Consider the following 23,533-nt stretch of genomic DNA (forward strand, 5'->3'; position numbering starts at 1 on the left):
TTAAATTTTAGGTGGGTTTAATTTAGAAAGGTGATGTTAATGAAAAAATATTGGCACAAGCTATCGTTTCTTCAAAAAAATGTATTGTTAACCGTACTCGTTATTTTGACGCTTGTAGGTAGTATGGGGGCGTTAAGTTTTAACATGTTTCAAAGTAGTATGATGTCTTTATTTGAAAGGCAGTCTTTTGAAACTGGAGATGCGGTATTACATAAATTAAATGCAGAAATATTGAGGGATGTTGCGAAGGACCCAACGGCACAGAGAGAGAAAAGAGAAAAGTTAACAGAGCAGTTAGATGAAGTTACAAAAGAATTGAGAAGTGTTGGACAAACGTATGTTGTTGGGGCAAAAACAAATACAAAAGGTGAGCTGCAGGTAGTTGGTTTGACTACGGAATTAGCAAATGCTGTTCCAGTAAAACCAGGAGACTACTATGAACAACCAGCTCGTTGGATGAAAGCATACGATAAAGTAATGAGCACAAAAAAAGCCCAAATAACTGAAATATATGAAGATGAGCTAGGGTCATGGGTAACGATATTAGAGCCAATTACAGATGGAGAAGAAAACATTGTTGCGATTGTTGCGGCTGATGTAGATGCTTCTATTGTTCCTAGTACAAAGAAGAAATTTACGATGCAAGGTTTAATGTTTATTTGTATTTCAGTTTTAATTGCGACAGTTATTCAATTCTTAATTGTGCGCAATTCACTTGCTCCATTGCGAGATTTACGCGAAGGATTGCGTAAAGTGGGCGAAGGAGATTTAAGTATTAAATTAGAAGAAAGACCAGATGACATTGGTATTATTAATGCATATTTTAATAATACTATCGAGAAGTTTAAAGGAATTATAGATAAAGTGAAACAGACGGCAGAACAAGTTTCTTCTTCTTCACAAGAATTGTCAGCAAGTACAGAGGAGAATAGTATGGCAGTTCAAGAGATTGCGAGTTCTATGGTAGGGTTAAGAGCTGGTGCCCAGTCTCAAGAAAATTCTGTACAACAATGCTTAGGTATTGTACATGAAATGGAAAATAAGATGGAAGAAATAACAGGGGCTGCGAAACAAGTTGCGGTTGCCTCAGAAGGTATGGAGCAACATTCAATTGAGGGTAATGGGGTTATTGAACAAATTATTAATCAAATGAGTTTGATTCAAAATGCAGTACAAGATTTATCTTCTATTATTTATTCATTGGAAACAAGATCAAAAGAAATTAGTGATATTGTAACTGTAATTACTGGCATTTCAAATCAAACAAATTTATTAGCTCTAAATGCTTCTATTGAAGCTTCACGTGCTGGAGCGGCTGGAAGAGGATTTGCTGTTGTTGCCGATGAAGTGCGGAAATTAGCAGAACAAACGGAAGCATCAGCAAAAGATATAGCTAAATTAATTGGGGAAACACAGGCCGAAGCAGAAGAGGCTGTAGTTTCAATGCAAAAAGGTTCAAAAGAGGTAGAGTCTGGAATTACACTCGTTCAAAGTAGTGGTTCCTTCTTTGAGAAAATTTCAAAATCAGCTCAATCTGTTACAAATCAAGTTAGAGCTGTTTCTAGCAATTCAAGTGATATATTGCAAAATAGCCAGAACATTGTTCGTGTTGTAAATGAACTATCACATATTGCAAATACGTATGCGAATAGTAGTAGTAATATTGAAGAGAGTATGAAAGAACAGGAAATGTCAGTACAAGATATAGCTGAATTAGCTACTTCTTTAAGCTGGCTTTCACAGGAGTTACAAGAGTTAATTGGGGAATTTAAAAGTTAATATTACAATATAAGGTGTAGATATTAATCTGCACCTTTCTCTCTAAAAATAATAATTGAATATTTGGATTTTAGGATATTTTAGTGTGATTTTAATCATTGGGGGAAGATTTCCTCCGATGATTAAAGTTTCATTATATTTTTATATTATGGAGAGCGAGAGGATTCAGAATGAGTATTTTGTTAAAACGTTCATATATGGAGAGATATGAACAATTTTTACAACATAATTATGAACCGCTTATGATACCGAAAGATTTTCAAGTAAGCGAATATAAGCAAAGGAAAGTAAAAGATAGCAAAAGGATTGAACAAAAGAAATTAGATGTAATAGTAGCAGCTTTTATATGGATGCATCATATTAGTAATGAAAAGCGAATAGTCATTCCTTATTATATAGGACATAGCAGTTATCCATTATGTATCACAATTGCACAAAAGCTTTCTTATGAAGAATTGAAATTAGAAATTAGTGATCAAATAATGCAGTTAGAAAGCATGGAAGAAGCACAAAAGGTGTTGTTACAGTACGATGAAGAAAAGTGGGGGAAACCTGCAATTACAGTCGGAAAAGAAAATGGAAATAGTCAATTAAACATTATTGAATTCAAGGATAATTGCTTCGAAGTTTCTTATAATGAAATGCAATTAGAGGAAAAAACAGCGCTTCGCTATATGAACCAAATTCAGTATGTAATTCAGCAAGGTATTGCAAATGAAACGCAATGTGTTGTAGATATGAATATTATTACAGATGAAGAATTAGCGATATATAAAGAGCTGAATTGTACAGAAGTACCATACCCGAATAAAAGTATTGCGGAGATGTTTTATGAAACCGTAAGGAAGTTTTCAAATCGTATAGCTTTATCTTCAGTGGAAGGAACATTAACGTACGAACAATTAAATAAAAAAAGTAATCAAATTGCTCACATGTTATTACATAACGGAGTGAAACAAGGTGATTATGTTGGTATCTTTATGAAGAGAAGTATTGATACGGTAGTCAGTATAGTAGCCGTTTTAAAAACAGGTGCGGCGTATATTCCGATTGACCCAGATTATCCAGCAAATCGAGTACAATATATTATTGAGGATAGCCAATCAAAATTAGTTTTAACGAAAGAAGTGAAAGTACCGTTTGAGGATATTCGGGAATTATCTCTTTACGATATGGAACAGTTTCCGGAGACGGATGTACACTTGTCTATCCACCTTGATGATATTGCATATATGATCTACACATCTGGTTCTACAGGTAATCCAAAAGGAACTATGCTTGCACATCGCGGAGTAGTGAATTTATGTACATGGATGCAAAGACATTATGAATTAAGTGAAGAAGATATTTTCGCACAGTTCCCTTCATTTAGTTTTGATGCATCTATTTGGGAGTTATTCGCATCATTATTTTGTGGTGGAAATGTATATGTATTATTAGATGAGCAAAGACTGTCAGTTGATGCTTTTGCAAATGCGATTTATAAAACAAAGGCAACATCTATTTTAGGTTTAGCTACAATTTTCTTACAACAAGTAGCAACATATCTTCCAGATGAAAGTAAGTATAAGCTGGATTCATTAAAGAGAATTGCAGTTGGTGGAGAAATGCTTACTGCTGAAGTGGTGAAATTATGGCGAGAGAGAATTGGTACTCATGTTCAGCTAAATAACGCGTATGGTCCGACAGAGTGTACAATTACAACAACGACATATCCAATTCCAGCGGATTTAAATGACAAACTTGCTAGTATTCCAATTGGGAGACCAGCGGATAATTATAAAGTTTGGATATTAAATGATAACATGAAGATTTGTCCAATTGGTATACCTGGAGAATTATATATAGAATCAGTGGGTTTAGCGAAGGGTTACTTTAATAAACCAGAAAAAACAGAAGAAGTATTTATTCCACACCATATAAAACATGATAGTAGGATATATAAAACAGGTGATGTTGTCAAAGTATTGGAAGATGGAAACATTGAGTTTCTACATCGTAAAGACAATCAAGTGAAAATTAGAGGGCACCGAATTGAGCTAGGTGAAATCCAAAACACAATTGCGAAATGTGAAATGATAAAAGATGCAGCTGTGTTTATAAAGAAAAGTGAGGAAGGTAGCCATTATTTAGTTGCTTTCTATACAACGATTAATGAAGCTGCTATGGAAACCTTAATACACGATTTAAGGGAACGATTACCAGATTACATGGTACCATCTAAATTAATTTATATTAATGAATTGCCACTTACACCGAATAAAAAAGTTGATTTGAAGCGATTAGCACAACTGGAAGAAGAATACGAACCAGTTCGTCTACAAGAATACATTGCGCCATCTACTGAGAAGGAAGAGAAAATAGCACAAGCTTGGGGTGATGTATTAGGAATATCGAAAATAGGTGTTCATGATGATTTCTTTACAATTGGTGGACATTCATTGAAGGTGTTACGGGTTTTAACTTTACTGAAAGAGGATTTTCCATACTTAACAATTCAAGACTTCTTCCAGGAAAGAACAATATATGGATTAGCACAAATTCAAAGGGCAGTGAAAGTGGAGGAAGAAGAGGCGTTTCGCGCATATAAAGTAATTCATGAGCCAGGGCCAATTTCACATATAAAAAAAGTGAAAAGCGGTACAGTTTCAAAAATCTTTTTAACAGGAGCGACAGGCTACTTAGGTTCCCATATTTTGTATGAATTACTAAAAGATACAACAGCGCATATTTATTGCTTAGTAAGACCGACACAAAACATACAACAAAGAATTATTAATACATTAACAAGTTACTTTAATGATATAAGTAAGGATTGGTTACAACGTATAACGGCAGTACCTGGTGATCTTGGAGAAGAGTATCTTGGTATGGGTGAAGAAGAGTTTCTACTCATACGTTCTAAGATTGATACGGTAATTCATTGTGGGGCAGATGTAAGGCATTTTGGAGATGTAGCTCAGTTCACAAATGTAAACGTTCATGGAACAAGCCGCATGCTAGCATTAACAGAAGAAGGAGCGTCATTCCACTTTATTTCAACAATTGGTATTCCGATAGAATTAGCGATAGAGCAATGGGATACATATATCGAAACAGGTGATTTTAATTACGATGTAGAGTTAGAGAATGTGTATTCTGATAGTAAATTGCAGGCAGAGAATCTTGTACGTAGAGCTTTAAAAGGCGGTGTACAAGGAAATATTTATCGTGCAGGTAATTTAGCATGTCATTCAGAGACAGGTGTATTCCAGCAAAATATTGAGGGGAATGCATTTTACCGTCTTATTAAAGCGATGTTACTCATTGGACAAGCTCCAAATGTGAAGTGGAAAATCGATTTTACACCAATTGATTTTGCTAGTAAATCAATTGTAGCGTATTTACAAGATCCAAAAGTTGTAGGAGAAACGCTACATATATGCCATCCAAATCAAATTGAATTTGAACATTTCATACAGCTAATTGAGGAATGTGGATATAATCTTGAAATGGTTTCACTCTCACAATATATAGATACTGGACTTAAGTTAGCAAAGGAAGATGAAGTAATAGCAGAGCTAATTGCTTCGCAAGTTGCAGGTGATGGAGCACAACAATCCGAAATTGTAATGGGTACTCGTAGAACGAATGAATGGATTAAGAAAAAAGAACTGGTAGTGCCAGCAATTAACAAAGAATTTATTCAGCAATTATTAGCTCATGGTGAACGAGTTGGATATTTTTCAAAGATAATGAAATGATTATGCATGGTTTTGTTTGTTCAATAAAATAAATCATGCTACAATGAAAACGAATTAAGAACCGGGGAGCCAATTGGCTGAGAGGATGTAAGTATACATCGACCCTCAACCTGATCTGGATAATGCCAGCGTAGGGAGTTACTTTAAAGTGATGTAGCATAAGTTATTATAGAATAACTTGTATACAAGGCTTTCCTACATGGTAGGAAAGCCTTTTCTTTTTTTGAAAACTTATTTTTAAGGGGGATTTTATTATGTCACAACAAGTTACAATGTCATTTTCAGTAGTACCACAAGCGAAGAACAAAGATGTATATTCTGTTGTTGATAAAGCAATTGAAGTTGTGCAACAATCGGGAGTTCGTTATGAAGTAGGAGCAATGGAAACAACGCTGGAAGGAGAATTAGATGTACTTCTTGATGTCATTAAACGTGCACAACAAGCATGCGTCGATGCTGGAGCAGAAGAAGTGATTACTTCGATTAAAATCCACTATCGTCCAAGCACTGGTGTAACGATAGATGAAAAGGTTTGGAAGTACCGTGATGAATATGCAAAACCAGAAGCAATCTAAACTTATTACAACTATTTGGCTTATCCTTCTCATTGCGATATGGGAAGGATCTGTTTCATTATTTAAAATTGAGCCGTGGATTTTACCGAAGCCTTCTGCCATTGTTCAAGAGTTAATTGGAATGAAAGGTTTACTATTACCAAATACGATGCAAACACTGCAGGAAGTTATAATCGGACTGTTTTTTGCGATTTTAATTGGGACGAGCATTGCAATTCTTATGGACGTTATCCCTTTATTTCGTATTTTAATAAATCCATTGCTCGTTATTTCGCAAACAATTCCAATCGTTGTACTCGCACCGTTATTTATTATTTGGTTCGGCTATGGGATGTTACCGAAAGTAATGGTAGTCATACTCGTTTGTTTCTTTCCAATTGCGCTTAGCATTTTAGAAGGTTTTCAAACAGTGGATAAAAATATGTTGAAATTGTTGCAAACAATGAAGGCAACGAAATGGCAAGTTTACCAAAAAGTAAAGTTTCCAGCAGTGCTCCCATACTTTTTCTCAGGTCTAAAAATTGCAGTTACATATAGCGTAATGGGGGCAATTATCGGAGAATGGCTCGGTGCAAGTGAAGGGTTAGGGGTTATGCTTACGAGAGCAACAAAATCCTTTTTAACTGCCCGAGTATTTGGTGTTGCTGCGATTATCGTCATGGTGACATTATGTCTGTATTTTATCGTGGAGTTTATGGCAAGAATAACAGCACCATGGATATATAGAAAGGACGGCAGAAAATGAAAAAAGGTTTAAAAGTTATGTTAGCTGCTTTATTAGCAGTAGGTGTGGCTGGATGTAATCCGGCGAAGAAAGAAGAAAGTGCAAGTAAAGATCAAAAAGTAAAAGTAGTATTAGATTGGTTTCCAAATACGAATCATACTGGCTTATATGTAGCGCAAACGAAAGATTATTATAAAAAGCAAGGATTAGATGTAGAAATTATCCAGCCAGGTGATAATGTAACAGCGGAACAAATGATAGCTTCAGGAAAAGCTGATTTCGCAATAAGTGCACAAGAAAATGTAACGTTAGCTCGTGTGGAAGGGATTCCTGTTGTGTCTGTAGGAGCAATTATTCAGCATAACACTTCAGCTTTTGCATCGCTTAAGAAAGATAATATGACATCACCGAAGGATTTTGAAGGTAAACGTTACGGAGGCTGGGGAGGACCAGCGGAAGAAGCGACGTTAAAAACAATTATGGATAAGCATCAAGCTGATTTTAATAAAGTTGAAAAAATCATCTTAGGACAAACAGATTTCTTTAAATCAATTGGCCGAGATGCAGATTTCGAATGGATTTATTACGGTTGGGATGGAATTGAAGCGAAGCGTCAAGGGAAAGAGTTAAATACGATTATGGTAAAAGACCTAGATCCAGCGCTTGATTTCTACAGTCCTATTATTATTACGAGTGAAAAACATACGAAGCAAGATAAAGATTTTGTGAAAAAGTTTATGACTGCAACGACAGAAGGTTATAATTTTGCAATTAAAGAACCGAAAGAAGCCGCGGATATTTTAATTAAAGCTGTCCCAGATGTAAATAAAGAGTTAGTACAAGAAAGTCAAAAGTGGTTAAGCACAAAGTATCAAGATGATGCTAAAGCGTGGGGAGTACAGAAGGAAGAAATTTGGACAAATTACATGAATTTCTTATATGACAACAAAGTTATTAAAAAGAAAATCGATGTAAAAGATGCCTTTACAAATGAATTCCTTCCAAGTGAAAAATGAGCGGATTACAAATAAAAGATATTGTAAAATCTTTCGATGGAAAGAATGTATTAACAAATATTAGTGCCTCTATACGAGAGGGAGAATTCGTTTCCTTTGTAGGTCCGAGTGGTTGCGGGAAAAGCACATTATTAAACATGATTGCACATGTAGAAACTCCAACAAGTGGTAGCGTCACGTATAATGATAAGCACGTACGAGAGCAAGATGTTGTAAGCTACATGCCGCAACAAGATTTATTATTACCGTGGCGATCTGCTTTGCAAAATATTGTTCTTCCGTTGGAGATTGAAGGAAAGCCTAAAAAACAAAGGCTGGCAGAAGGAATGGAAGCATTAAAGCAGTTTGAGTTAGATGAATATGCCGATCATTACCCAGATGCATTGTCTGGTGGTATGCGCCAAAGAATTAGCTTTCTTCGCACATATTTATGTGAAAAACCGATTATGCTCCTTGATGAGCCTTTTGGAAAATTGGATGCATTTACAAAAATGGAAGTACACAGTTGGCTTTTGAATTCTTGGCACCAGGAAAAGCAAACAATTGTTATGGTTACCCATGACTTAGATGAGGCCATTTTGCTTTCTGATCGCGTATTTATTTTATCTCAAAGACCAGCATCAATAGTTGGCGAAGTACAAGTGAAATTACCTAGGCCGCGAACGATGGATATGTTAACATCACTTGAGTTAAAGAAGGATAAGGAAGAGATTTTAAGAGTATTAGCTCCTTATATGAAAAAATAGAAAAAAGCCTTTTGACAGTTTTTAGTGTAATTACTGTTAAGAGGCTTTTTTTATAGGAGGAGAAAGCTGAAATCTATCGAGAAAATAGTGGATTCATTAACAGTAGATCATTTTGAAGAAGGAACAAAAGAAAAAATAGAGAATAGAATATAACAGAGTAGTTTATACTCTTACTATAACAAATGTTAAAGGAGTGAAAGGATAAAATGACTTTATCGACTGTTCTTCAAATGGTTTTAGCTTAAGACGGGAGAAGTCTGCCCATTGTTAACAATTAAGCTAAATTGAAGACAGCAGGTAAAGAACCTTAATCCTTTTTTACGATAATATGTAATGGGTAAGGTGTATTCACCTTACCCATTTTTTATATACACAATTAAATAAGGCTTTATACTGTCGGTCTCTCTATTTAGCTTATAGATGATAAGTAAAGGAGAGAGAAAAATGAGTATATTAACAGTAGAAAATGTAAGTCATTCGTATGGTGAGAAAACCATCTTATATAATGCATGTTTTCGACTATTAAAGGGAGAACATGTTGGGTTAGTTGGAGAAAATGGCATTGGAAAATCAACACTGTTACGCCTGTTAACAGGAGAAATTATACATGATGACGGAAACATTGAATGGTTTCCGCATGTGAAGGTAGGGTTTTTACAGCAACATATAGATTTACAAGAAGGCATAACAATTGAAGAATACTTGCAAAGTGCATTTTCTAATTTGTATGCGATTGAATGTGAAATGTTAAACCTCGCAGAGGAAATGGCTGAAGCAGAAGAAGTAACAAAATTGTTAGTAAGGTATGGAGAATTACAAACGATATTGGAGAGTTCTAATTTTTATCAAATTCATACAGAAATTGAAGAAGTGGCAACAGGCTTAGGGTTGTTTGAAGTAGGGATGAAGAAGGATATTTCAGATTTAAGCGGAGGGCAGCGGACAAAGTTGTTACTTGGAAAGCTTCTTTTAGAAAAAGCGGATGTTTTATTGTTAGATGAGCCAACAAACTATTTAGATACGGCACATATAGAATGGTTGCAATCATATTTACAAATGTATGAAAAAGCTTATATCATCATTTCGCATGATGAAGTATTTTTAAACAATATTACGAACGTTATTTATCATCTAGAAGAACGAAAGGTTAAGCGTTATGTAGGTGGTTATAGAAGTTTTGTACAGAATTATGAACTGCAAAAGAAACAATTACAAGCAGCGTATGCGAAACAACAAAAAGAAATTGCCCAGTTAGAAACATTTATTCAAAAAAATAAAATTCGAAAAGCGAAACAAGCCAAAAGTCGAGAGAAAGTATTGGAGAAAATGCAAAAGGTTGAAAAGATTCATAATGTACCTCGGTCCCGTTTTGATTTTAATGTTTATGCTGAGCCAGTAAGTCGTATATTACAGGGTGAGAAATTGAGAATAGGCTATAGCAATCCGCTATTTCCAGAATTAGATTTTCAAGTGAAGAAAGGAGAAAAGATAGCTATTGTTGGCCAGAATGGAATCGGAAAAACGACAATGTTAAAAACGTTATTAGGTCAAATAAAGCCACTAAGCGGTTCAATTTCTATTGGGGAACGAGTAAATCCTGCCTATTTTGCACAGGAGGAGTTTGCTTCAGAAATAACACCGTTAGAGAAAGTTTGGGAAGAACGACCAGATATGACAAAGAAAGAAGTACGTCAAGCATTAGCGAAGTGTGGATTGAAAGAAGAGCATGTATTAAAGCCGCTTTGTTTATTAAGCGGAGGGGAACAAACAAAGGTACGACTTTGTGAATTGATCGTAACGAAAAGTAATGTTTTAATTTTAGATGAACCGACTAATCATTTGGACATAGAAACTAAGAAGGCTTTGCAGGAAGCGTTACAACGATATAAAGGAACGATCTTAATTGTTTCACATGAGCCTTCTTTCTATGAATCGTGGATAACGAAAATATGGAATATAGAAGAATGGAATGCTGAACAATATGAATAAAGAAAAGGCATTAGCTTATAAAAGCTAATGCCTTTTCTTTGTGATTAACATGATTTTCGAGAACTCTTACATGAGAAGTGTATGAAGAAACACTCTTATGGTGCGCTTATAAGCGTGCTTTTTCTTTTGTTATATTTATATTTGTAATAATACTAGATGCCTTTCCCTAATAGGCCACTATCTATCTTTCTTTATATATATAGATAGTTTGAAATGGAATGAAAATAATTCCTATATGTAAAGGATAATGTGATTAGTATAGGAAGGCAATAGAAGTAAAAGGAAATTCATGTAAACTTCAGATGAACTTCACATAAACTTCATATTATAAATCGAATATAATTATAATAGGTTATTATAATGTTTGCTAGGATTCCTCTGACTTCGTCCTTGATTGTAACGGGTTTATCAGAAGGAATAGTAATTTTATATATTGTTTAAAAAACTGTATGGAGTCAATCTTGAATGGCGTAGCAAGATAATGAAATTTCATGTAAAATAATAGTAAAAATATGTAAGGGAGGGAGTAATGTGGATGTGTTTTTGAACATTGCCGAAGAAAAAATTCGCCAAGCAATACGGAACGGTGATCTCGATCATATTCCGGGAAAAGGAAAACCACTACAATTAGAAGACCTTTCAATGGTACCTCCAGAACTTAGAATGAGCTATAAAATTTTAAAAAACGCGGGAATGATTCCACAAGAAATGGAACTACAAAAAGATATATTAAAAATAGAGGATTTAATCTCTTGCTGTTATGATGAAGCGGAGAGAAAAAAGTTACAAGAAGAGTTAACAGCGAAAACACTACGTTTTCAGCAAGTAATGGAAAAGAGAAAGAGTAAAGATAGTTCAGCTTTTCGTATGTATCAGGATAAAGTATTTCGTAAATTACGCTAAGAGGGATAAGATGAATACATTTGAAACAATAGAAGAATTAGCGACATATATTGAAAAACAACAAGTAGTACTTCTATTTATTAAAACGGAAAATTGCGGTGTTTGTGATGTTATGTTAAGGAAAGTAAATTACGTATTAGAGAATTATGATTACGTAGAGAAAATAGAGATATTGCTACAAGACATGCAAGAGATTGCGGGGCGATATGCCGTATTTACAGGTCCAACAGTTTTATTATTTTATAAGGGAAAAGAAATCCTTCGTGAATCGCGCTTCATTTCACTTGAAAATCTAGAAAGAACCATTCAATTATTCGAAGACTAAGGGAGGCTTTTATATGGAATTTATTATTGTCATACTATTATTTGTTGTAGTTGGAACAATTGTAACAGCAGTTCGATCAAACAAAAAGAAGGTAAATCTTACAAAACAAAATAGCATTCATAACTCATCTAACAACTCATCGCCACTATTTTTCTTTGCTGGATCTGATAATGATAGCTCGCATGATGGAGGTTCACATGATTGCGGAGGTTCTTTTGGCGGAGATAGTGGGGGAAGCTGCGGTGGTAGCGGTGATTGATGAAAATGCGCCTTATATAGGCGTATTTCTTTTTAAACAAACGTTTGATTAGTTGGCTTACATATGCATAAAAACAGTTAAACAAACGTTTGATTAAATAATTTTAACATACTAAGGGGAATGGAAATGAAAAGGGAACCGAAAGTGAAAAACAAGGGGAAAGTAATGTTGTTTTTATTAGCTGCGGGAGGTATATTTCTTGTTAAATTAGGATTTAAAATTGGAATAATACATATGATCCGAACGTGGTTTGAGAGTACGTTTTCTTAAATAAGGAATATAGCCTCTTGTAATAGAGGTTTTTAATTTGTTATCATTAGACTGAACGGTCGGTTTAAAGAGGTGTGAATATGAGAAGAAGTGCAGAAGAGATAAAGAAAGAAATTGCATATAAAGCAGAAAGTTTGTTTTCACAGCAGGGCTATGCAGCTACATCTATGGAAGAGATTTGTGAAATTACAGAGCGAAGTAAAGGCAGTATTTATTATCACTTTAAAAGTAAAGAAGAATTATTTTTATTTGTAGTGAAACAGCATACGTATGATTGGCTTGAAAAATGGAATGAAAAAGAGAAGTTATATAGTACTAGTACTGAAAAACTATATGGTCTCGCGGAATATCATGTAGAGGACATACAGCAACCAATTTCAAATGCAATAGAGGAATTTTCTATGAGCCAAGTTGTAAGTAAAGAGATTTTGGATGAACTGTTAGCTTTAACTAGAGAATCATATGTTATGTTTGAGAAATTAATTGAAGCAGGCATACAGTCTGGAGAATTTCGTGAAGATAATACGCGCGATCTTATGTATATTGTGAATGGATTATTATCAGGGCTTGGAGTACTTTACTACGAGTTAGATTATAAAGAGTTGAAACGTATTTATAAAAAGGCAATAGATGTATTGTTAAAAGGAATGGCAGCTGAATAATAGGTCAGTTGCTTTTCTTACAAATTAAATTAGACCGGACGGTCGGTTTGTGGAAGGGGAATGAAAATGAACGCTTTATTTAAAAACAGAGCATTTATGCTCGTTATGGCATCTGATATTTTACAACAATTTGCAATTTGGATCAGAAATATGGCCCTTTTGTATTTCATAATGGAGCGAACGAATAATGATCCTGTTTCCGTTTCGTTGTTATCGGTTATGGAATATGCACCTATTTTTATTTTCTCGTTTATCGGTGGTGCGCTAGCTGATCGCTGGAATCCGAAAAGAACGATGGTTGCTGGAGATGTGTTAAGTGTACTGTCTATTATAGGTATTGTTTTGTTGTTAAAGCTGGATTATTGGCAAGCAATATTTTTTGCAACACTCATTTCCGCGATTGTAGGTCAGTTTTCTCAGCCATCATCTTCGCGTATATTTAAGCGCTATGTAAAGGAAGAACAGGTAGCAAATGCGATTGCATTTAACCAAACATTACAGTCATTATTTATGATTTTTGGACCAGTGGTAGGATCGCTTGTGTATACACAACTTGGTTTATTTACGTCACTATATAGCTTAATTATTTTATTTTTGTTATCTGCTATCGCCCTTTCATTTTTACCAAAATGGGTTGAACAAGAGAAAGTGGCGAGAGATTCATTAAAAAATGATATAAAAGAAGGTTGGAAATACGTTCTTCAGACGAGAAATTTACGTATGATTACGATCACTTTCACTGTTATGGGTTTAGCAGTTGGACTAACGAATCCATTAGAGGTGTTTCTTGTAATAGAACGCCTTGGAATGGAAAAGGAAGCAGTTCAGTATTTAGCAGCAGCTGATGGAATAGGTATGTTAATTGGTGGGATTGTTGCTGCAGTTTTTGCTTCAAAAGTGAATCCGAAAAAGATGTTTGTATTTGGTATGAGCATATTAGCGATATCATTTTTAGTAGAAGGGCTATCTACATCATTTTGGATTACTAGTTTCATGAGATTTGGAACAGGTATTTGTTTGGCTTGTGTTAATATCGTTGTCGGTACGCTTATGATTCAACTTGTACCAGAAAATATGATTGGAAGAGTAAATGGGACGATTTTACCGTTGTTTATGGGAGCAATGTTAATTGGAACTTCACTAGCTGGAGGATTGAAGGAGCTGACCTCACTAGTTACCGTATTTTGTATAGCAATGTCACTTATTTTATTAGCAATAGGTCCGGTTTTACGTATGCAAATAAAGAAAGAAGATGTTGTTAATCGAGAGGAAATGACGAATTCATTGGCTTCGAAATAGCTATTGTAAGGGGGCGGAGTTGCTCCCTTTTTTCATGACGATCTTTTGACAATGAAATGTACCGACTATATACTAATGTTGTAAAAACGATTTTACATGTTAGGAGAAAAGATGTGAAAAATCAAATTTATGAATTACGCACTGAAAATAATATTTCACAAGGTGCATTAGCTGATAAGTGTAAAGTTTCAAGACAGACGATAAATGCAATTGAGAATAATAAATATGATCCGAGCTTAGCGTTAGCTTTTCGTTTAGCGGAAGTATTAGGAACAACTGTTGATAAATTATTTTTGTACAAGCAATAGAGTCTTTCATTGTAAGGTGCATCGTTAAAAATAAAAAAGATCCTCTTTTCATATGAAGAGGATCTTTTTCTTATAGCGTTTTAGTTTTTGGACTAGGTGGTGTAACGGATGTATTATTTTCAGGAACTCTAGTTAGTAAGAATCCACCGATAATGAACAGTACAATAATGCTAAGGACACCAGCGTTTGTTTTTCCCGTTAATTGGGTTGTAACACCGACTAATACTGGACCCATAATTGCGGCAAACTTGCCAAATATATTATAAAATCCGAAGAATTCATTTGCAGATTCTTTAGGTACTAGTTTCGCAAAGTAGGAACGACTAAGTGCTTGAATACCACCTTGAGAAGTGGCAACTAACATTGCTAAAATCCAGAAATCGAGTGTCGTTTTTAAGAAATAAGCATATGTGCAGATAATGATATAAATAATAATACCAACATATAGCATTTTTTTACCTGTAAATGTTTCTGATAATTTTCCATATAATAAAGCGAATGGACAAGCTACAATTTGTGTGACAAATAAGATGATTAATAGATTTGTTGCACTAATACCAAGATCTGTTCCGTAAGCGGTGGACATAGTAATAATTGTATCGACCCCGTCAATATAGAAAAAGTAAGCGATTAGGAACATAAATACAGTTTTGTATTCTTTAATATTTTTAAAAGTATCAGCAAGGCGTTTGAAGCTCATTGTAATTGGTCTAGGGTGACGTTCAATATAGTTCGTTTGCTCTACATTTTTTAACATTGGAATTGTAAATAATCCCCACCAAAGAGCTGTTATTGCGAATGAAATTTGACTAGCAATGCCAACGGATAAAGGAATAGTTCCTTTTTGAGCAAGAATAATAAGAGCGATACAACCGATAAAAGGAATAGTACTCCCAATATAGCCTAAAGCGAAACCTCTCGTAGAAATTCGATCCATTCTATCTTCAGAAGTGACATCTACTAAAAATGCATCATAAAAAATATTTGCTCCAGCAAAACCGACTAATGCGAGCATATAGCATCCTAGTAATAAATACCACTGAGATGTTGGAACGACTGCTAGCATACTTGTAAATACGATGCCGAGTCCAAAGAAGAATGTGAAAAATCGCTTCTTAAATCCTTTATAATCAGCAACTGTGCCAAGAATAGGAGCAAGTATAGAAATTAAAAGTGTTGCGAACGAGTTTGCATATCCCCAATAGGCTGTTGAAGTTGCACCGGATAATCCAGCTTCTTTTGCAGCTGCTTTAAAGTAAATTGGAAATAATGCAGTTGTAATGACGAGCGAATATACCGAGTTCGCCCAATCGTATAATATCCAGCTTTTTTCTTGTCTGGACATTTTTTTCATATAATGTTCCCCCCTTAAATTTGTTCTACTAACAGTGTACAAAAATAAAAATTATAAAAAGAGAAACAGTGATGAATTTTACGTAAAGTTTACATATATACACAGTTCTTTACAATTGAAGTAAATCCTCTACAATTGATCCGTCTGTTTCACCTAAGTGTAAACCAAGTAGTCTAGCGATAGTTGGACCTTCATCAATCAGTCTCATATACGGGATGGTAACGCCGCTTTGAATACCTTTCCCAGCAGCGATAAAAATTGTTTCATAGTTAGGTTTTGTTGGAGAGTATCCGTGAGTTCCAAATGTATACTTTTTATTAGGAGTAACATCTTTTTCTGTAATTTTTTTTATAAAATCCCCTGTATAATTCTCAGTGAAATAATACCCTTCTTGTGCCTCTAACATGAATAAACAATTACCGTCTGCACCGCATTCTTTGGCATCCTCATCATGAAGTATAAATTCAATACCGTTTTGTTTATTTTGAAGCAGTTCTTCAAGGAGTAGTTGTACTTCTCGAATCGTATCTGTATCGTTTTTGTCTTTCACATATACATAGGCGGACCCATCACAACTTTGGCAATAAGCATTCCAGTCTACTAATTTTCCTTTTGAATTTATAGATATAAGCCCTTTTTGATGAAATAGTACATTTAATTGAATGGATTTGTTTTCACTTAAAGCGCTATGATCACCAAGAGCGATAATAGTGCTCTCTTCATATAGGTTACTTTCTTTTAAAGCTTGAATGATTTTCCCTAGTCGCTCATCATGTCTATGGATTGCGGCTATTGTTTCTTTGGATTCAAAGCCGTGATAGTGTCTTTGGGTGTCTAAATCGGTGAAATGTACAAACATGACATTAGGCTTTTTCGTCTGGATTGTATGCACAGCAGAAGCAAGTACGAAATCATCGAGTTCAGGTTGTGACAATCCATTTCGTATATGGCCGAAACGACGATTTAAATCTAATTGATATAGCGGGCTACCACTAAATAATGAAACTAAAACTTGATTTTGCCACGGTCTATTTGGAAAGATTTCTGGTAAATTGTAATCAATATTTGCTTTGCCGGTAACAGGCCATAGAAGGGCAGCTGTCGTTAAATTTGCTTTATGTGCTTCATCATATAATGTTGTTCCTTGTATTGATTTTCGGTACCAATGCCAATCTGGTGATTCACGTCCAGGTTGAAGTAACGTATTGCTAACAACACCATGTTTATTAGGGTAATTACCAGTTACGATTGTTGAGTGACTTGGATAGGTTACAGAAGGATAGATGGGCTCTACCTTTTCCACAATTGCGCCCTTTTTTATTAGAGATTGGAAATGAGGTAATTTTTGTAGTATAGGAAAATCTAAAGCTGATAAACAGTCGAATGATAAAATGATGACACGATTCGTTAATGCTTTATCCATAAAGTAATCCTCCTAATTATATAAAACCTATTACTATATATTACTATTAATACCTAGTAATAAAAATATGTTTTTGAATAAAATTTATTATTTATTTTCAGAAAAATTAAACATATAATTAAGTATAAGGGAATGAATGGAAGGAGGGAATGCTATGGATTGGCTAGATGGATTTAGTATCTTTTACATCATTGGTGGAATTACGATTATCCTTGTATTTGCTATTTCGTATTTACTAAAGAAACGGTTTCCAGATAAGCAGTTCGATATTATATTTGCACTCAGTTTAATACTTCTTTGCTTAGCGTCTTTTCCCGTTACAATGATGGTTATTGGTGGATGGGAAGGAATGGGATATGGATTTATTGGTTTCTTCGTCCTAATTGGTACACTTATCGGTATGATTGCACATCAACTTGTGAAAATTACGCGGAGAAGCTACGTATAAAACTGTAAAAAATGAAAAGAATATATAAAAGTAAGAAAATTAGCTATTGTTTTAAAAAAGAATTTGTATTATGATAATCAACAAATTTATTTCGTTATAACGATGAAAAAGGACTAGTACATGTTCAACCTTTTTAGCAGAGAGAGAATCCGCTAGGCTGAAAGATTCTTAAAAAGGCGATATGGAACCTACCTTTGCGTTCTGCATATGCAGCGGGAATTTCCCGTTATCAAAAAGAGAGCATGCGCAATTTTTGTGCATGAATCAGGGTGGTAACGCCGGCAAAGCTCGGTCCCTATTTAGGGACGCGGGCTTTTTTGTATTTTCTAGAAGGAGGAAGACTGACTATGGCAAAAGAACAAGTACAAGCGATTACGAAGATGGAAGAGGACTTTGCACAGTGGTACACAGATATTGTGAAAAAAGCAGAACTTGTTGATTATTCGAGTGTAAAAGGATGTATGATTCTACGTCCGTACGGTTATGCCTTATGGGAAAATATACAGAAAGTTATGGATGAGAAGTTAAAAGCAACTGGTCATGAAAACGTGTATATGCCAATGTTTATCCCAGAGAGCTTATTGCAAAAAGAGAAGGATCATGTAGAAGGATTTGCTCCTGAAGTAGCATGGGTGACACATGGCGGGGATGAAAAGTTAGCGGAAAGACTTTGTATACGCCCTACATCTGAAACTTTATTCTGTGAGCATTTTTCAAAAATTGTGCAATCCTATAATGATTTGCCAAAGCTATATAATCAGTGGTGTTCAGTAGTTCGTTGGGAGAAAACAACGCGACCATTCCTTCGTACGACGGAATTTTTATGGCAAGAGGGTCATACAATTCATGAAACAGCAGAAGAATCTCAAGCTGAAACGTTAAATATTTTAAATCTATATGCTTCTTTCTGTGAAGACTATTTAGCGATACCAGTAATTAAAGGACAAAAAACAGACAAAGAAAAATTTGCGGGCGCAAAGGCAACTTATACGATTGAAAGCTTAATGCATGATGGGAAAGCACTTCAAACAGGAACATCCCATAACTTTGGAACGAATTTCTCTGAAGCGTTTGATATTAAATTTTTAGATCGTAACGGTAAGTGGCAATATGTACACCAAACGTCTTGGGGTGTATCAACAAGAATGATAGGTGGACTTATTATGGTCCATAGTGATAATAATGGGCTTGTAATGCCACCAAAAGTTGCTCCAGTACAAGTTGTTATCGTACCGATTGCGCAGCATAAAGAAGGTGTGTTAGAAAAGGCAACAGAGTTACAAGGGCGTATTCAAAACGTTGCACGTGTGAAAGTAGATGCTAGCAATAAAACACCTGGTTGGAAATTTAATGAGTATGAAATGAAGGGAATTCCAATTCGATTAGAAGTTGGTCCAAAGGATATAGAAAAGAATCAAGTCGTACTTGTAAGAAGAGATACGAAGGAAAAAGAGTTTATATCAATGGATCAATTAGAAGAACGCATTCCATCATTACTTGAGGAAATTCATAATTCTTTATTTAATAAGGCAAAAGTATTTCGTGATGAGAATACGTATAGTGTGACGAATTTCGAAGAGATGAAAAAAGTAGCTGATGAAAAGCAAGGATTTATTAAGGCAATGTGGTGCGGAGAATTGGCTTGTGAAGAGAAACTAAAAGAAGAAGTTGGAGTATCTTCTCGCTGTATGCCTTTTGAGCAAGAACATTTAGCTGATGAATGTATTTGTTGTGGTAAAGAAGCTAAACAAATGGTGTATTGGGGAAAAGCGTATTAATGCTCTTTTCGATAGGGATGATGAAAAGGACTTCGGGCTGCATAATAAAATGCAATCCAAAGTCCTTTTTAGTTTTACAATTTATTTCATGTATTTTTTAGATGGAAGGATGTGTTTTTATTTTGCGTTTTTACGGCGAATAAATAGTAACATACCAATTAGGAATGTTGAAAGTCCCATTAAAATAGATGCAGGATAATGTGTTGCAGTATTAGGTAACTGATCGCCTTGTTTTTTCGCGTTATCTTTTACGTTACCACCTTGGGAACCATTGCCGCCTTGAGAGCCATTTCCCCCCTGAGAACTGCTATCGCCTTTAACACGGTTGCCGCCTTGAGGGCCACTGCCGCGAGAACCGTTGCCACCAGAACCACTGCCACCAGAACCGTTGCCACCAGAACCGTTGAACCGCTACCACCGGAACCATTGCCACCAGAACCGTTACCGCCAGAACCACTGCCACCAGAACCGCCAGAACCGCTACCACCAAAGCCGTTGCCGCCAGAACCGCTACCACCGGAACCATTGCCACCGGAACCATTGTCACCAGAACCGCTACCATCAGAACCATTGCCGCCAGAGCCGTTGCCGCCAGAACCGCTACCGCCAGAACCGTTACCATCAGAACCATTGCCACCAGAACCACTATCGTCCTGAGAACCACCGTTTCCTGGTGGTTTATTATTATCTTTTGAGTTACCTTCTGCGAAATGATCGTTATTTTGTACAATCGCGTTTGTTGCTGGAGAGAAGTTTTCCGTTGCTGCATTACCGATATTTAAACCACTAAAAAAAGATAAAGAAAGAGTTGATGCTAAAATGAAGATTTTCGTCATTGATTTCCTCCTGAAAAATTAATATTCCATCTAAAATACAGCCCTTTGTAATATTTCATAGGAAAAAGAGTTTTATGCAAAAAAAACTATATATAGAAAAAGGTGGTGTATTTCTAAAGAGAGAAAAGAGTTAGTGTAAATTCTTTATAATAGTAGAGTGGTGGGAATTTTACACCCATTACAGTAGAGGAAGTGACAGCAGATGAAAGAATATATTGCATTTGATATTGGTGGTACACAAATTAAATATGGAATTGTTTCAGAAAAAGGAACAGTACTAAAGCATAAAGCAGTTCCAACAGAAATTCATTTGGGCGGGGAACAAATCGTTCAAAAACTCATCCTTTTATCCAAAAAATTAATGAATGAACATACGATTTTGGGAATTGGTATTAGTACGGCGGGAATTGTTGACGTTAATAAAGGGGTTGTAACGGGAGGAGTGGATCATATTCCGAACTACGCTGCTATTCCTATTATTGATAGATTGCAAGAGGTATTAAAAGTTCCTGTATCCATTGACAATGATGTGAATTGTGCAGCGTTCGGAGAAAAATGGAACGGTGTTGGAAGAGATAAAAGAAACTTTATTATGCTCACTCTTGGAACTGGTATTGGAGGAGCAATTTTTATAGATGGAGAGTTATATAGAGGGCATTCGTTTAGTGCTGGTGAATGGGGAAATATGTTAATAGAAGGGAAAACGTTTGAAGAGGTTGCTTCCATTTCAGGATTAATTCATCTTGTACGAAAATATAAAGGAGAAGGTGATTGGAATGGGAAAACGATTTTCGAACTGTATGATAAAGGAGATAGGGAAGTTACGCAAGCAGTTGAGGTTTTCTTTACACATTTAGCGATTGGAATTAGTAATCTTGCGTATATTTTTAATCCAGAAATGATTGTTATAGGTGGCGGAATTACTGATAGAGGAAATCAGTTCTTAAAAGAAGTAAAAGAAGAGGTAGAAAAATATTTAAACAAAGAGATTTATAGTAATTGTGAGATTGAACTTGCACAAAACGGTAATTGTGCAGGAATGATTGGTGCTATTTACCACTTCTTACATCATCATAAGTAAATTATATGAATGTTTTCATATAACTGAGAATTTACCCTTTTTATCACTAGGTAAATAATGCTACAATATAAGGGAAGAATACAATATTTTCCGTATTGGAAAATGCTTTGTAGAAAGGAAGAAACTGCATGCCTATTATTTTAGAAAAAGGTCAAAAGATCGATTTAACGAAAGGACAACCAAAAGTAGCAAAACTACAGGTTGGCTTAGGCTGGGATCCAATTGGGCAATCAGGTGGGTTTCTGTCTTCATTATTTGGAAGTAAACCAAATGTAGATTGTGATGCATCTGTTATTATGTTAGAAGGGGATCGTTTTTTAAACAAAAACGATTTAGTTTACTTCGGAAACAAGCTTTCTACTTGTGGTAGTATTATTCATTCAGGAGATAATTTAACAGGTGAAGGCGCTGGTGATGACGAAACAATTTTCGTAGAATTACATAAAGTACCGAGCCGTATTAATCGTTTAGTATTCGTCGTAAATATTTATGATTGTGTAAATCGTCGTCAAGATTTCGGGATGATTCGTAATGCATATATTCGTATTCAAAACCCGCAAACTGGTGAAGAATTAGCACGCTATAATTTATCGGATAATTATGCTGGCAAAACGACTCTAATTGCAGGTGAAATGTATCGACACGGAAGTGAATGGAAGTTTTCAGCAGTTGGAGAAGGCACACAAGATAAAAACTTAAGTGAGATTGTATCACGTTATCAATAAAAGAAACCGAGGAGGAATTGAATATGGCATCAATTTCATTGAAAAAAGGACAAAAGGTAGACTTAACCAAAACGAATCCAGGTCTTTCAAAAGTTCTTGTAGGACTTGGTTGGGATACAAATCGTTATGATGGACAAAACGATTTCGATTTAGATGTTAGTATTTTCTTAGTAGGTGCTAACGGTAAAGTTTCAGGTGCAGAGGATTTCATTTTCTATAATAACCCTAAAGGTGCGAATGGTGCTGTAGAGCATTTAGGAGATAACCGAACTGGTGACGGTGAAGGTGATGACGAAGCGATTAAAGTAGATTTAAAAAATGTACCTGCACATATCGAACGTATTTGCTTCACAATTACAATTTATGATGGAGAAGGCCGTAGCCAAAACTTCGGACAAGTTTCTAACTCTTTCGTACGTATTTTAGATGAAGAAAAGAATGCAGAATTAATTCGTTACGATTTAGGAGAAGATTTCTCTATTGAAACAGCTGTTGTAGTAGGTGAATTATACCGTCATGCAGGTGACTGGAAGTTCAATGCAATCGGAAGTGGATTCCAAGGTGGATTAGCGTCTCTATGTAATAATTTCGGTTTAGATGTAGAGTAATAGATTTACATATCCATCGGTGAAACAGATGTTTACTGATGGATATATTTTTAAATATTAAAATATAGAGGTGAATATAAATGGTAATTCAATTGCAAAAAGGACAGAAGATTGATTTAGGCAAGACAAGCCCTGGTTTAACAAAAGCAGTAATTGGTCTTGGTTGGGATATTAAATCTTATGATGGTGGATCAGATTTCGATTTAGATGCATCTGCTTTTTTATTAGATGCGAACGGAAAATGTACGAAGGAAACTGATTTTATCTTCTATAACAATTTGCAGTCTCCTTGCGGATCTGTTTTACATACAGGAGATAACCGTACAGGTGAAGGCGATGGGGATGATGAGCAACTTGTTGTAGATTTGAAAAAGGTTCCAGCAGATGTTCATAAAATTGCGATTACAGTTACAATTTATGATGGAGAAGGCCGTAGTCAAAACTTTGGACAAGTAGGAAATGCTTTCGTTCGTTTAGCAAATGAAGAAACGAATGAAGAAGTTCTTCGTTTTGATTTAGGGGAAGATTTCTCTATTGAAACAGCAGTTGTCTTTTGTGAATTATACCGTCATAATGGACAGTGGAAGTTTAATGCAGTAGGAAGTGGATTCCAAGGTGGTTTAGGTGCGCTTGTAAGAGCGTATGGCTTGGATGCATAGGAAGGAAACGATATTCGTTTCCT

Annotated in this window: 22 protein-coding genes, 1 pseudogene, 1 riboswitch and 1 other annotated feature; of the genes and pseudogenes, 20 read left to right on the plus strand and 3 right to left on the minus strand. The window is 35.3% G+C overall.

Features of this window, described 5'->3' with window-relative positions:
* Window positions 1-39 precede the first annotated feature (39 nt).
* From DN410_RS08875 to DN410_RS08945, 14 genes are all read left to right on the plus strand, one after another.
* Entirely contained in the window at window positions 40-1,779 is a 1,740-nt protein-coding gene (locus tag DN410_RS08875; RefSeq protein ID WP_149176210.1) for a methyl-accepting chemotaxis protein, read from the plus strand.
* Window positions 1,780-1,949: 170 nt separating this feature from the next.
* A complete protein-coding gene (locus DN410_RS08880; RefSeq protein WP_149176211.1) occupies window positions 1,950-5,522 on the plus strand; it encodes a non-ribosomal peptide synthetase family protein in 3,573 nt (1,190 codons plus the stop codon).
* Between the two features lie 52 nt (window positions 5,523-5,574).
* Window positions 5,575-5,676, plus strand: a riboswitch (TPP riboswitch).
* A gap of 100 nt (window positions 5,677-5,776) precedes the next feature.
* Window positions 5,777-6,097 (plus strand): MTH1187 family thiamine-binding protein, encoded by a 321-nt coding sequence (locus tag DN410_RS08885; RefSeq protein ID WP_000082902.1) that lies wholly within the window; start codon window positions 5,777-5,779, stop codon window positions 6,095-6,097.
* Window positions 6,069-6,842, plus strand: coding sequence for an ABC transporter permease (locus DN410_RS08890; protein ID WP_149176212.1), 774 nt, complete (start codon window positions 6,069-6,071; stop codon window positions 6,840-6,842). Before DN410_RS08885 ends, DN410_RS08890 begins: the two co-directional genes overlap by 29 nt.
* The gene (locus DN410_RS08895) at window positions 6,839-7,837 is read left to right on the plus strand and encodes an ABC transporter substrate-binding protein (protein WP_149176213.1); all 999 of its coding nucleotides are present in this window, start codon (window positions 6,839-6,841) and stop codon (window positions 7,835-7,837) included. The genes DN410_RS08890 and DN410_RS08895 overlap by 4 nt, the downstream gene beginning before the upstream one ends.
* Window positions 7,834-8,583, plus strand: coding sequence for an ABC transporter ATP-binding protein (locus tag DN410_RS08900; protein ID WP_149176214.1), 750 nt, complete (start codon window positions 7,834-7,836; stop codon window positions 8,581-8,583). The genes DN410_RS08895 and DN410_RS08900 overlap by 4 nt, the downstream gene beginning before the upstream one ends.
* A 444-nt stretch (window positions 8,584-9,027) precedes the next feature.
* Entirely contained in the window at window positions 9,028-10,572 is a 1,545-nt protein-coding gene (locus DN410_RS08905; protein WP_149176215.1) for an ABC-F family ATP-binding cassette domain-containing protein, read from the plus strand.
* Window positions 10,573-11,103: 531 nt separating this feature from the next.
* Window positions 11,104-11,475, plus strand: coding sequence for a DnaJ family domain-containing protein (locus DN410_RS08915; RefSeq protein WP_149176217.1), 372 nt, complete (start codon window positions 11,104-11,106; stop codon window positions 11,473-11,475).
* 10 nt (window positions 11,476-11,485) lie between these two features.
* A complete protein-coding gene (locus DN410_RS08920) occupies window positions 11,486-11,800 on the plus strand; it encodes a thioredoxin family protein (protein WP_149176218.1) in 315 nt (104 codons plus the stop codon).
* A 13-nt stretch (window positions 11,801-11,813) separates the two neighbouring features.
* Window positions 11,814-12,059 (plus strand): hypothetical protein, encoded by a 246-nt coding sequence (locus tag DN410_RS08925; protein WP_149176219.1) that lies wholly within the window; start codon window positions 11,814-11,816, stop codon window positions 12,057-12,059.
* A 126-nt stretch (window positions 12,060-12,185) separates the two neighbouring features.
* Entirely contained in the window at window positions 12,186-12,329 is a 144-nt protein-coding gene (locus tag DN410_RS08930) for a histidine kinase (protein ID WP_149176220.1), read from the plus strand.
* Between the two features lie 80 nt (window positions 12,330-12,409).
* Window positions 12,410-12,991 (plus strand): TetR/AcrR family transcriptional regulator, encoded by a 582-nt coding sequence (locus DN410_RS08935; RefSeq protein WP_060629388.1) that lies wholly within the window; start codon window positions 12,410-12,412, stop codon window positions 12,989-12,991.
* A gap of 66 nt (window positions 12,992-13,057) precedes the next feature.
* Window positions 13,058-14,290, plus strand: coding sequence for an MFS transporter (locus DN410_RS08940; protein WP_149176221.1), 1,233 nt, complete (start codon window positions 13,058-13,060; stop codon window positions 14,288-14,290).
* 56 nt (window positions 14,291-14,346) lie between these two features.
* On the plus strand, window positions 14,347-14,598 hold the full coding sequence (locus DN410_RS08945; protein ID WP_001974760.1) for a helix-turn-helix transcriptional regulator: 252 nt from the start codon (window positions 14,347-14,349) through the stop codon (window positions 14,596-14,598).
* A gap of 70 nt (window positions 14,599-14,668) precedes the next feature.
* On the opposite strand, the gene DN410_RS08950 is transcribed toward DN410_RS08945, so the two are convergent.
* Complete coding sequence (locus DN410_RS08950) at window positions 14,669-15,952, minus strand: MFS transporter (RefSeq protein ID WP_149176222.1); 1,284 nt, start codon at window positions 15,950-15,952, stop codon at window positions 14,669-14,671.
* A 109-nt stretch (window positions 15,953-16,061) separates the two neighbouring features.
* Entirely contained in the window at window positions 16,062-17,375 is a 1,314-nt protein-coding gene (locus DN410_RS08955) for an alkaline phosphatase family protein (protein ID WP_149176223.1), read from the minus strand.
* Window positions 17,376-17,529: 154 nt separating this feature from the next.
* Here DN410_RS08955 and DN410_RS08960 point away from each other — a divergent pair, with 154 nt between their 5' ends.
* Window positions 17,530-17,823, plus strand: coding sequence for a YesK-like family protein (locus DN410_RS08960; protein WP_149176224.1), 294 nt, complete (start codon window positions 17,530-17,532; stop codon window positions 17,821-17,823).
* Between the two features lie 93 nt (window positions 17,824-17,916).
* Window positions 17,917-18,123, plus strand: a binding site (T-box leader).
* A gap of 47 nt (window positions 18,124-18,170) precedes the next feature.
* Window positions 18,171-19,601, plus strand: a complete 1,431-nt coding sequence (gene proS / locus DN410_RS08965; RefSeq protein WP_149176225.1) for a proline--tRNA ligase — start codon at window positions 18,171-18,173, stop codon at window positions 19,599-19,601.
* Between the two features lie 117 nt (window positions 19,602-19,718).
* Here proS and DN410_RS28680 read toward each other — a convergent pair.
* Window positions 19,719-20,437, minus strand: a pseudogene (locus DN410_RS28680) (LPXTG cell wall anchor domain-containing protein).
* 202 nt (window positions 20,438-20,639) lie between these two features.
* Between DN410_RS28680 and DN410_RS08975 the strand changes: the two are divergent.
* From DN410_RS08975 to DN410_RS08990, 4 genes are all read left to right on the plus strand, one after another.
* The gene (locus tag DN410_RS08975) at window positions 20,640-21,518 is read left to right on the plus strand and encodes an ROK family protein (RefSeq protein ID WP_149176226.1); all 879 of its coding nucleotides are present in this window, start codon (window positions 20,640-20,642) and stop codon (window positions 21,516-21,518) included.
* A gap of 128 nt (window positions 21,519-21,646) precedes the next feature.
* Window positions 21,647-22,243 (plus strand): TerD family protein, encoded by a 597-nt coding sequence (locus DN410_RS08980; protein WP_149176227.1) that lies wholly within the window; start codon window positions 21,647-21,649, stop codon window positions 22,241-22,243.
* A gap of 23 nt (window positions 22,244-22,266) precedes the next feature.
* Complete coding sequence (locus DN410_RS08985; RefSeq protein WP_149176228.1) at window positions 22,267-22,851, plus strand: TerD family protein; 585 nt, start codon at window positions 22,267-22,269, stop codon at window positions 22,849-22,851.
* A gap of 80 nt (window positions 22,852-22,931) precedes the next feature.
* The gene (locus tag DN410_RS08990) at window positions 22,932-23,510 is read left to right on the plus strand and encodes a TerD family protein (RefSeq protein WP_149176229.1); all 579 of its coding nucleotides are present in this window, start codon (window positions 22,932-22,934) and stop codon (window positions 23,508-23,510) included.
* Window positions 23,511-23,533 lie beyond the last annotated feature (23 nt).

Source organism: Bacillus sp. SH5-2 (assembly GCF_008368905.1).
In the GTDB taxonomy this organism is placed as follows: Bacteria; Bacillota; Bacilli; order Bacillales; family Bacillaceae_G; genus Bacillus_A; species Bacillus_A luti.

Bases quoted from the DNA above. Each gene is read 5' to 3' on its own strand.
- DN410_RS08875 (WP_149176210.1), top strand. From the start codon at position 40: ATGAAAAAATATTGGCACAAGCTATCGTTTCTTCAAAAAAATGTATTG.
- DN410_RS08880 (WP_149176211.1), top strand. From the start codon at position 1,950: ATGAGTATTTTGTTAAAACGTTCATATATGGAGAGATATGAACAATTT.
- DN410_RS08885 (WP_000082902.1), top strand. From the start codon at position 5,777: ATGTCACAACAAGTTACAATGTCATTTTCAGTAGTACCACAAGCGAAG.
- DN410_RS08890 (WP_149176212.1), top strand. From the start codon at position 6,069: ATGAATATGCAAAACCAGAAGCAATCTAAACTTATTACAACTATTTGG.
- DN410_RS08895 (WP_149176213.1), top strand. From the start codon at position 6,839: ATGAAAAAAGGTTTAAAAGTTATGTTAGCTGCTTTATTAGCAGTAGGT.
- DN410_RS08900 (WP_149176214.1), top strand. From the start codon at position 7,834: ATGAGCGGATTACAAATAAAAGATATTGTAAAATCTTTCGATGGAAAG.
- DN410_RS08905 (WP_149176215.1), top strand. From the start codon at position 9,028: ATGAGTATATTAACAGTAGAAAATGTAAGTCATTCGTATGGTGAGAAA.
- DN410_RS08920 (WP_149176218.1), top strand. From the start codon at position 11,486: ATGAATACATTTGAAACAATAGAAGAATTAGCGACATATATTGAAAAA.
- DN410_RS08925 (WP_149176219.1), top strand. From the start codon at position 11,814: ATGGAATTTATTATTGTCATACTATTATTTGTTGTAGTTGGAACAATT.
- DN410_RS08930 (WP_149176220.1), top strand. From the start codon at position 12,186: ATGAAAAGGGAACCGAAAGTGAAAAACAAGGGGAAAGTAATGTTGTTT.
- DN410_RS08935 (WP_060629388.1), top strand. From the start codon at position 12,410: ATGAGAAGAAGTGCAGAAGAGATAAAGAAAGAAATTGCATATAAAGCA.
- DN410_RS08940 (WP_149176221.1), top strand. From the start codon at position 13,058: ATGAACGCTTTATTTAAAAACAGAGCATTTATGCTCGTTATGGCATCT.
- DN410_RS08945 (WP_001974760.1), top strand. From the start codon at position 14,347: ATGTACCGACTATATACTAATGTTGTAAAAACGATTTTACATGTTAGG.
- DN410_RS08950 (WP_149176222.1), bottom strand. From the start codon at position 15,952: ATGAAAAAAATGTCCAGACAAGAAAAAAGCTGGATATTATACGATTGG.
- DN410_RS08955 (WP_149176223.1), bottom strand. From the start codon at position 17,375: ATGGATAAAGCATTAACGAATCGTGTCATCATTTTATCATTCGACTGT.
- DN410_RS08960 (WP_149176224.1), top strand. From the start codon at position 17,530: ATGGATTGGCTAGATGGATTTAGTATCTTTTACATCATTGGTGGAATT.
- proS (WP_149176225.1), top strand. From the start codon at position 18,171: ATGGCAAAAGAACAAGTACAAGCGATTACGAAGATGGAAGAGGACTTT.
- DN410_RS08975 (WP_149176226.1), top strand. From the start codon at position 20,640: ATGAAAGAATATATTGCATTTGATATTGGTGGTACACAAATTAAATAT.
- DN410_RS08980 (WP_149176227.1), top strand. From the start codon at position 21,647: ATGCCTATTATTTTAGAAAAAGGTCAAAAGATCGATTTAACGAAAGGA.
- DN410_RS08985 (WP_149176228.1), top strand. From the start codon at position 22,267: ATGGCATCAATTTCATTGAAAAAAGGACAAAAGGTAGACTTAACCAAA.
- DN410_RS08990 (WP_149176229.1), top strand. From the start codon at position 22,932: ATGGTAATTCAATTGCAAAAAGGACAGAAGATTGATTTAGGCAAGACA.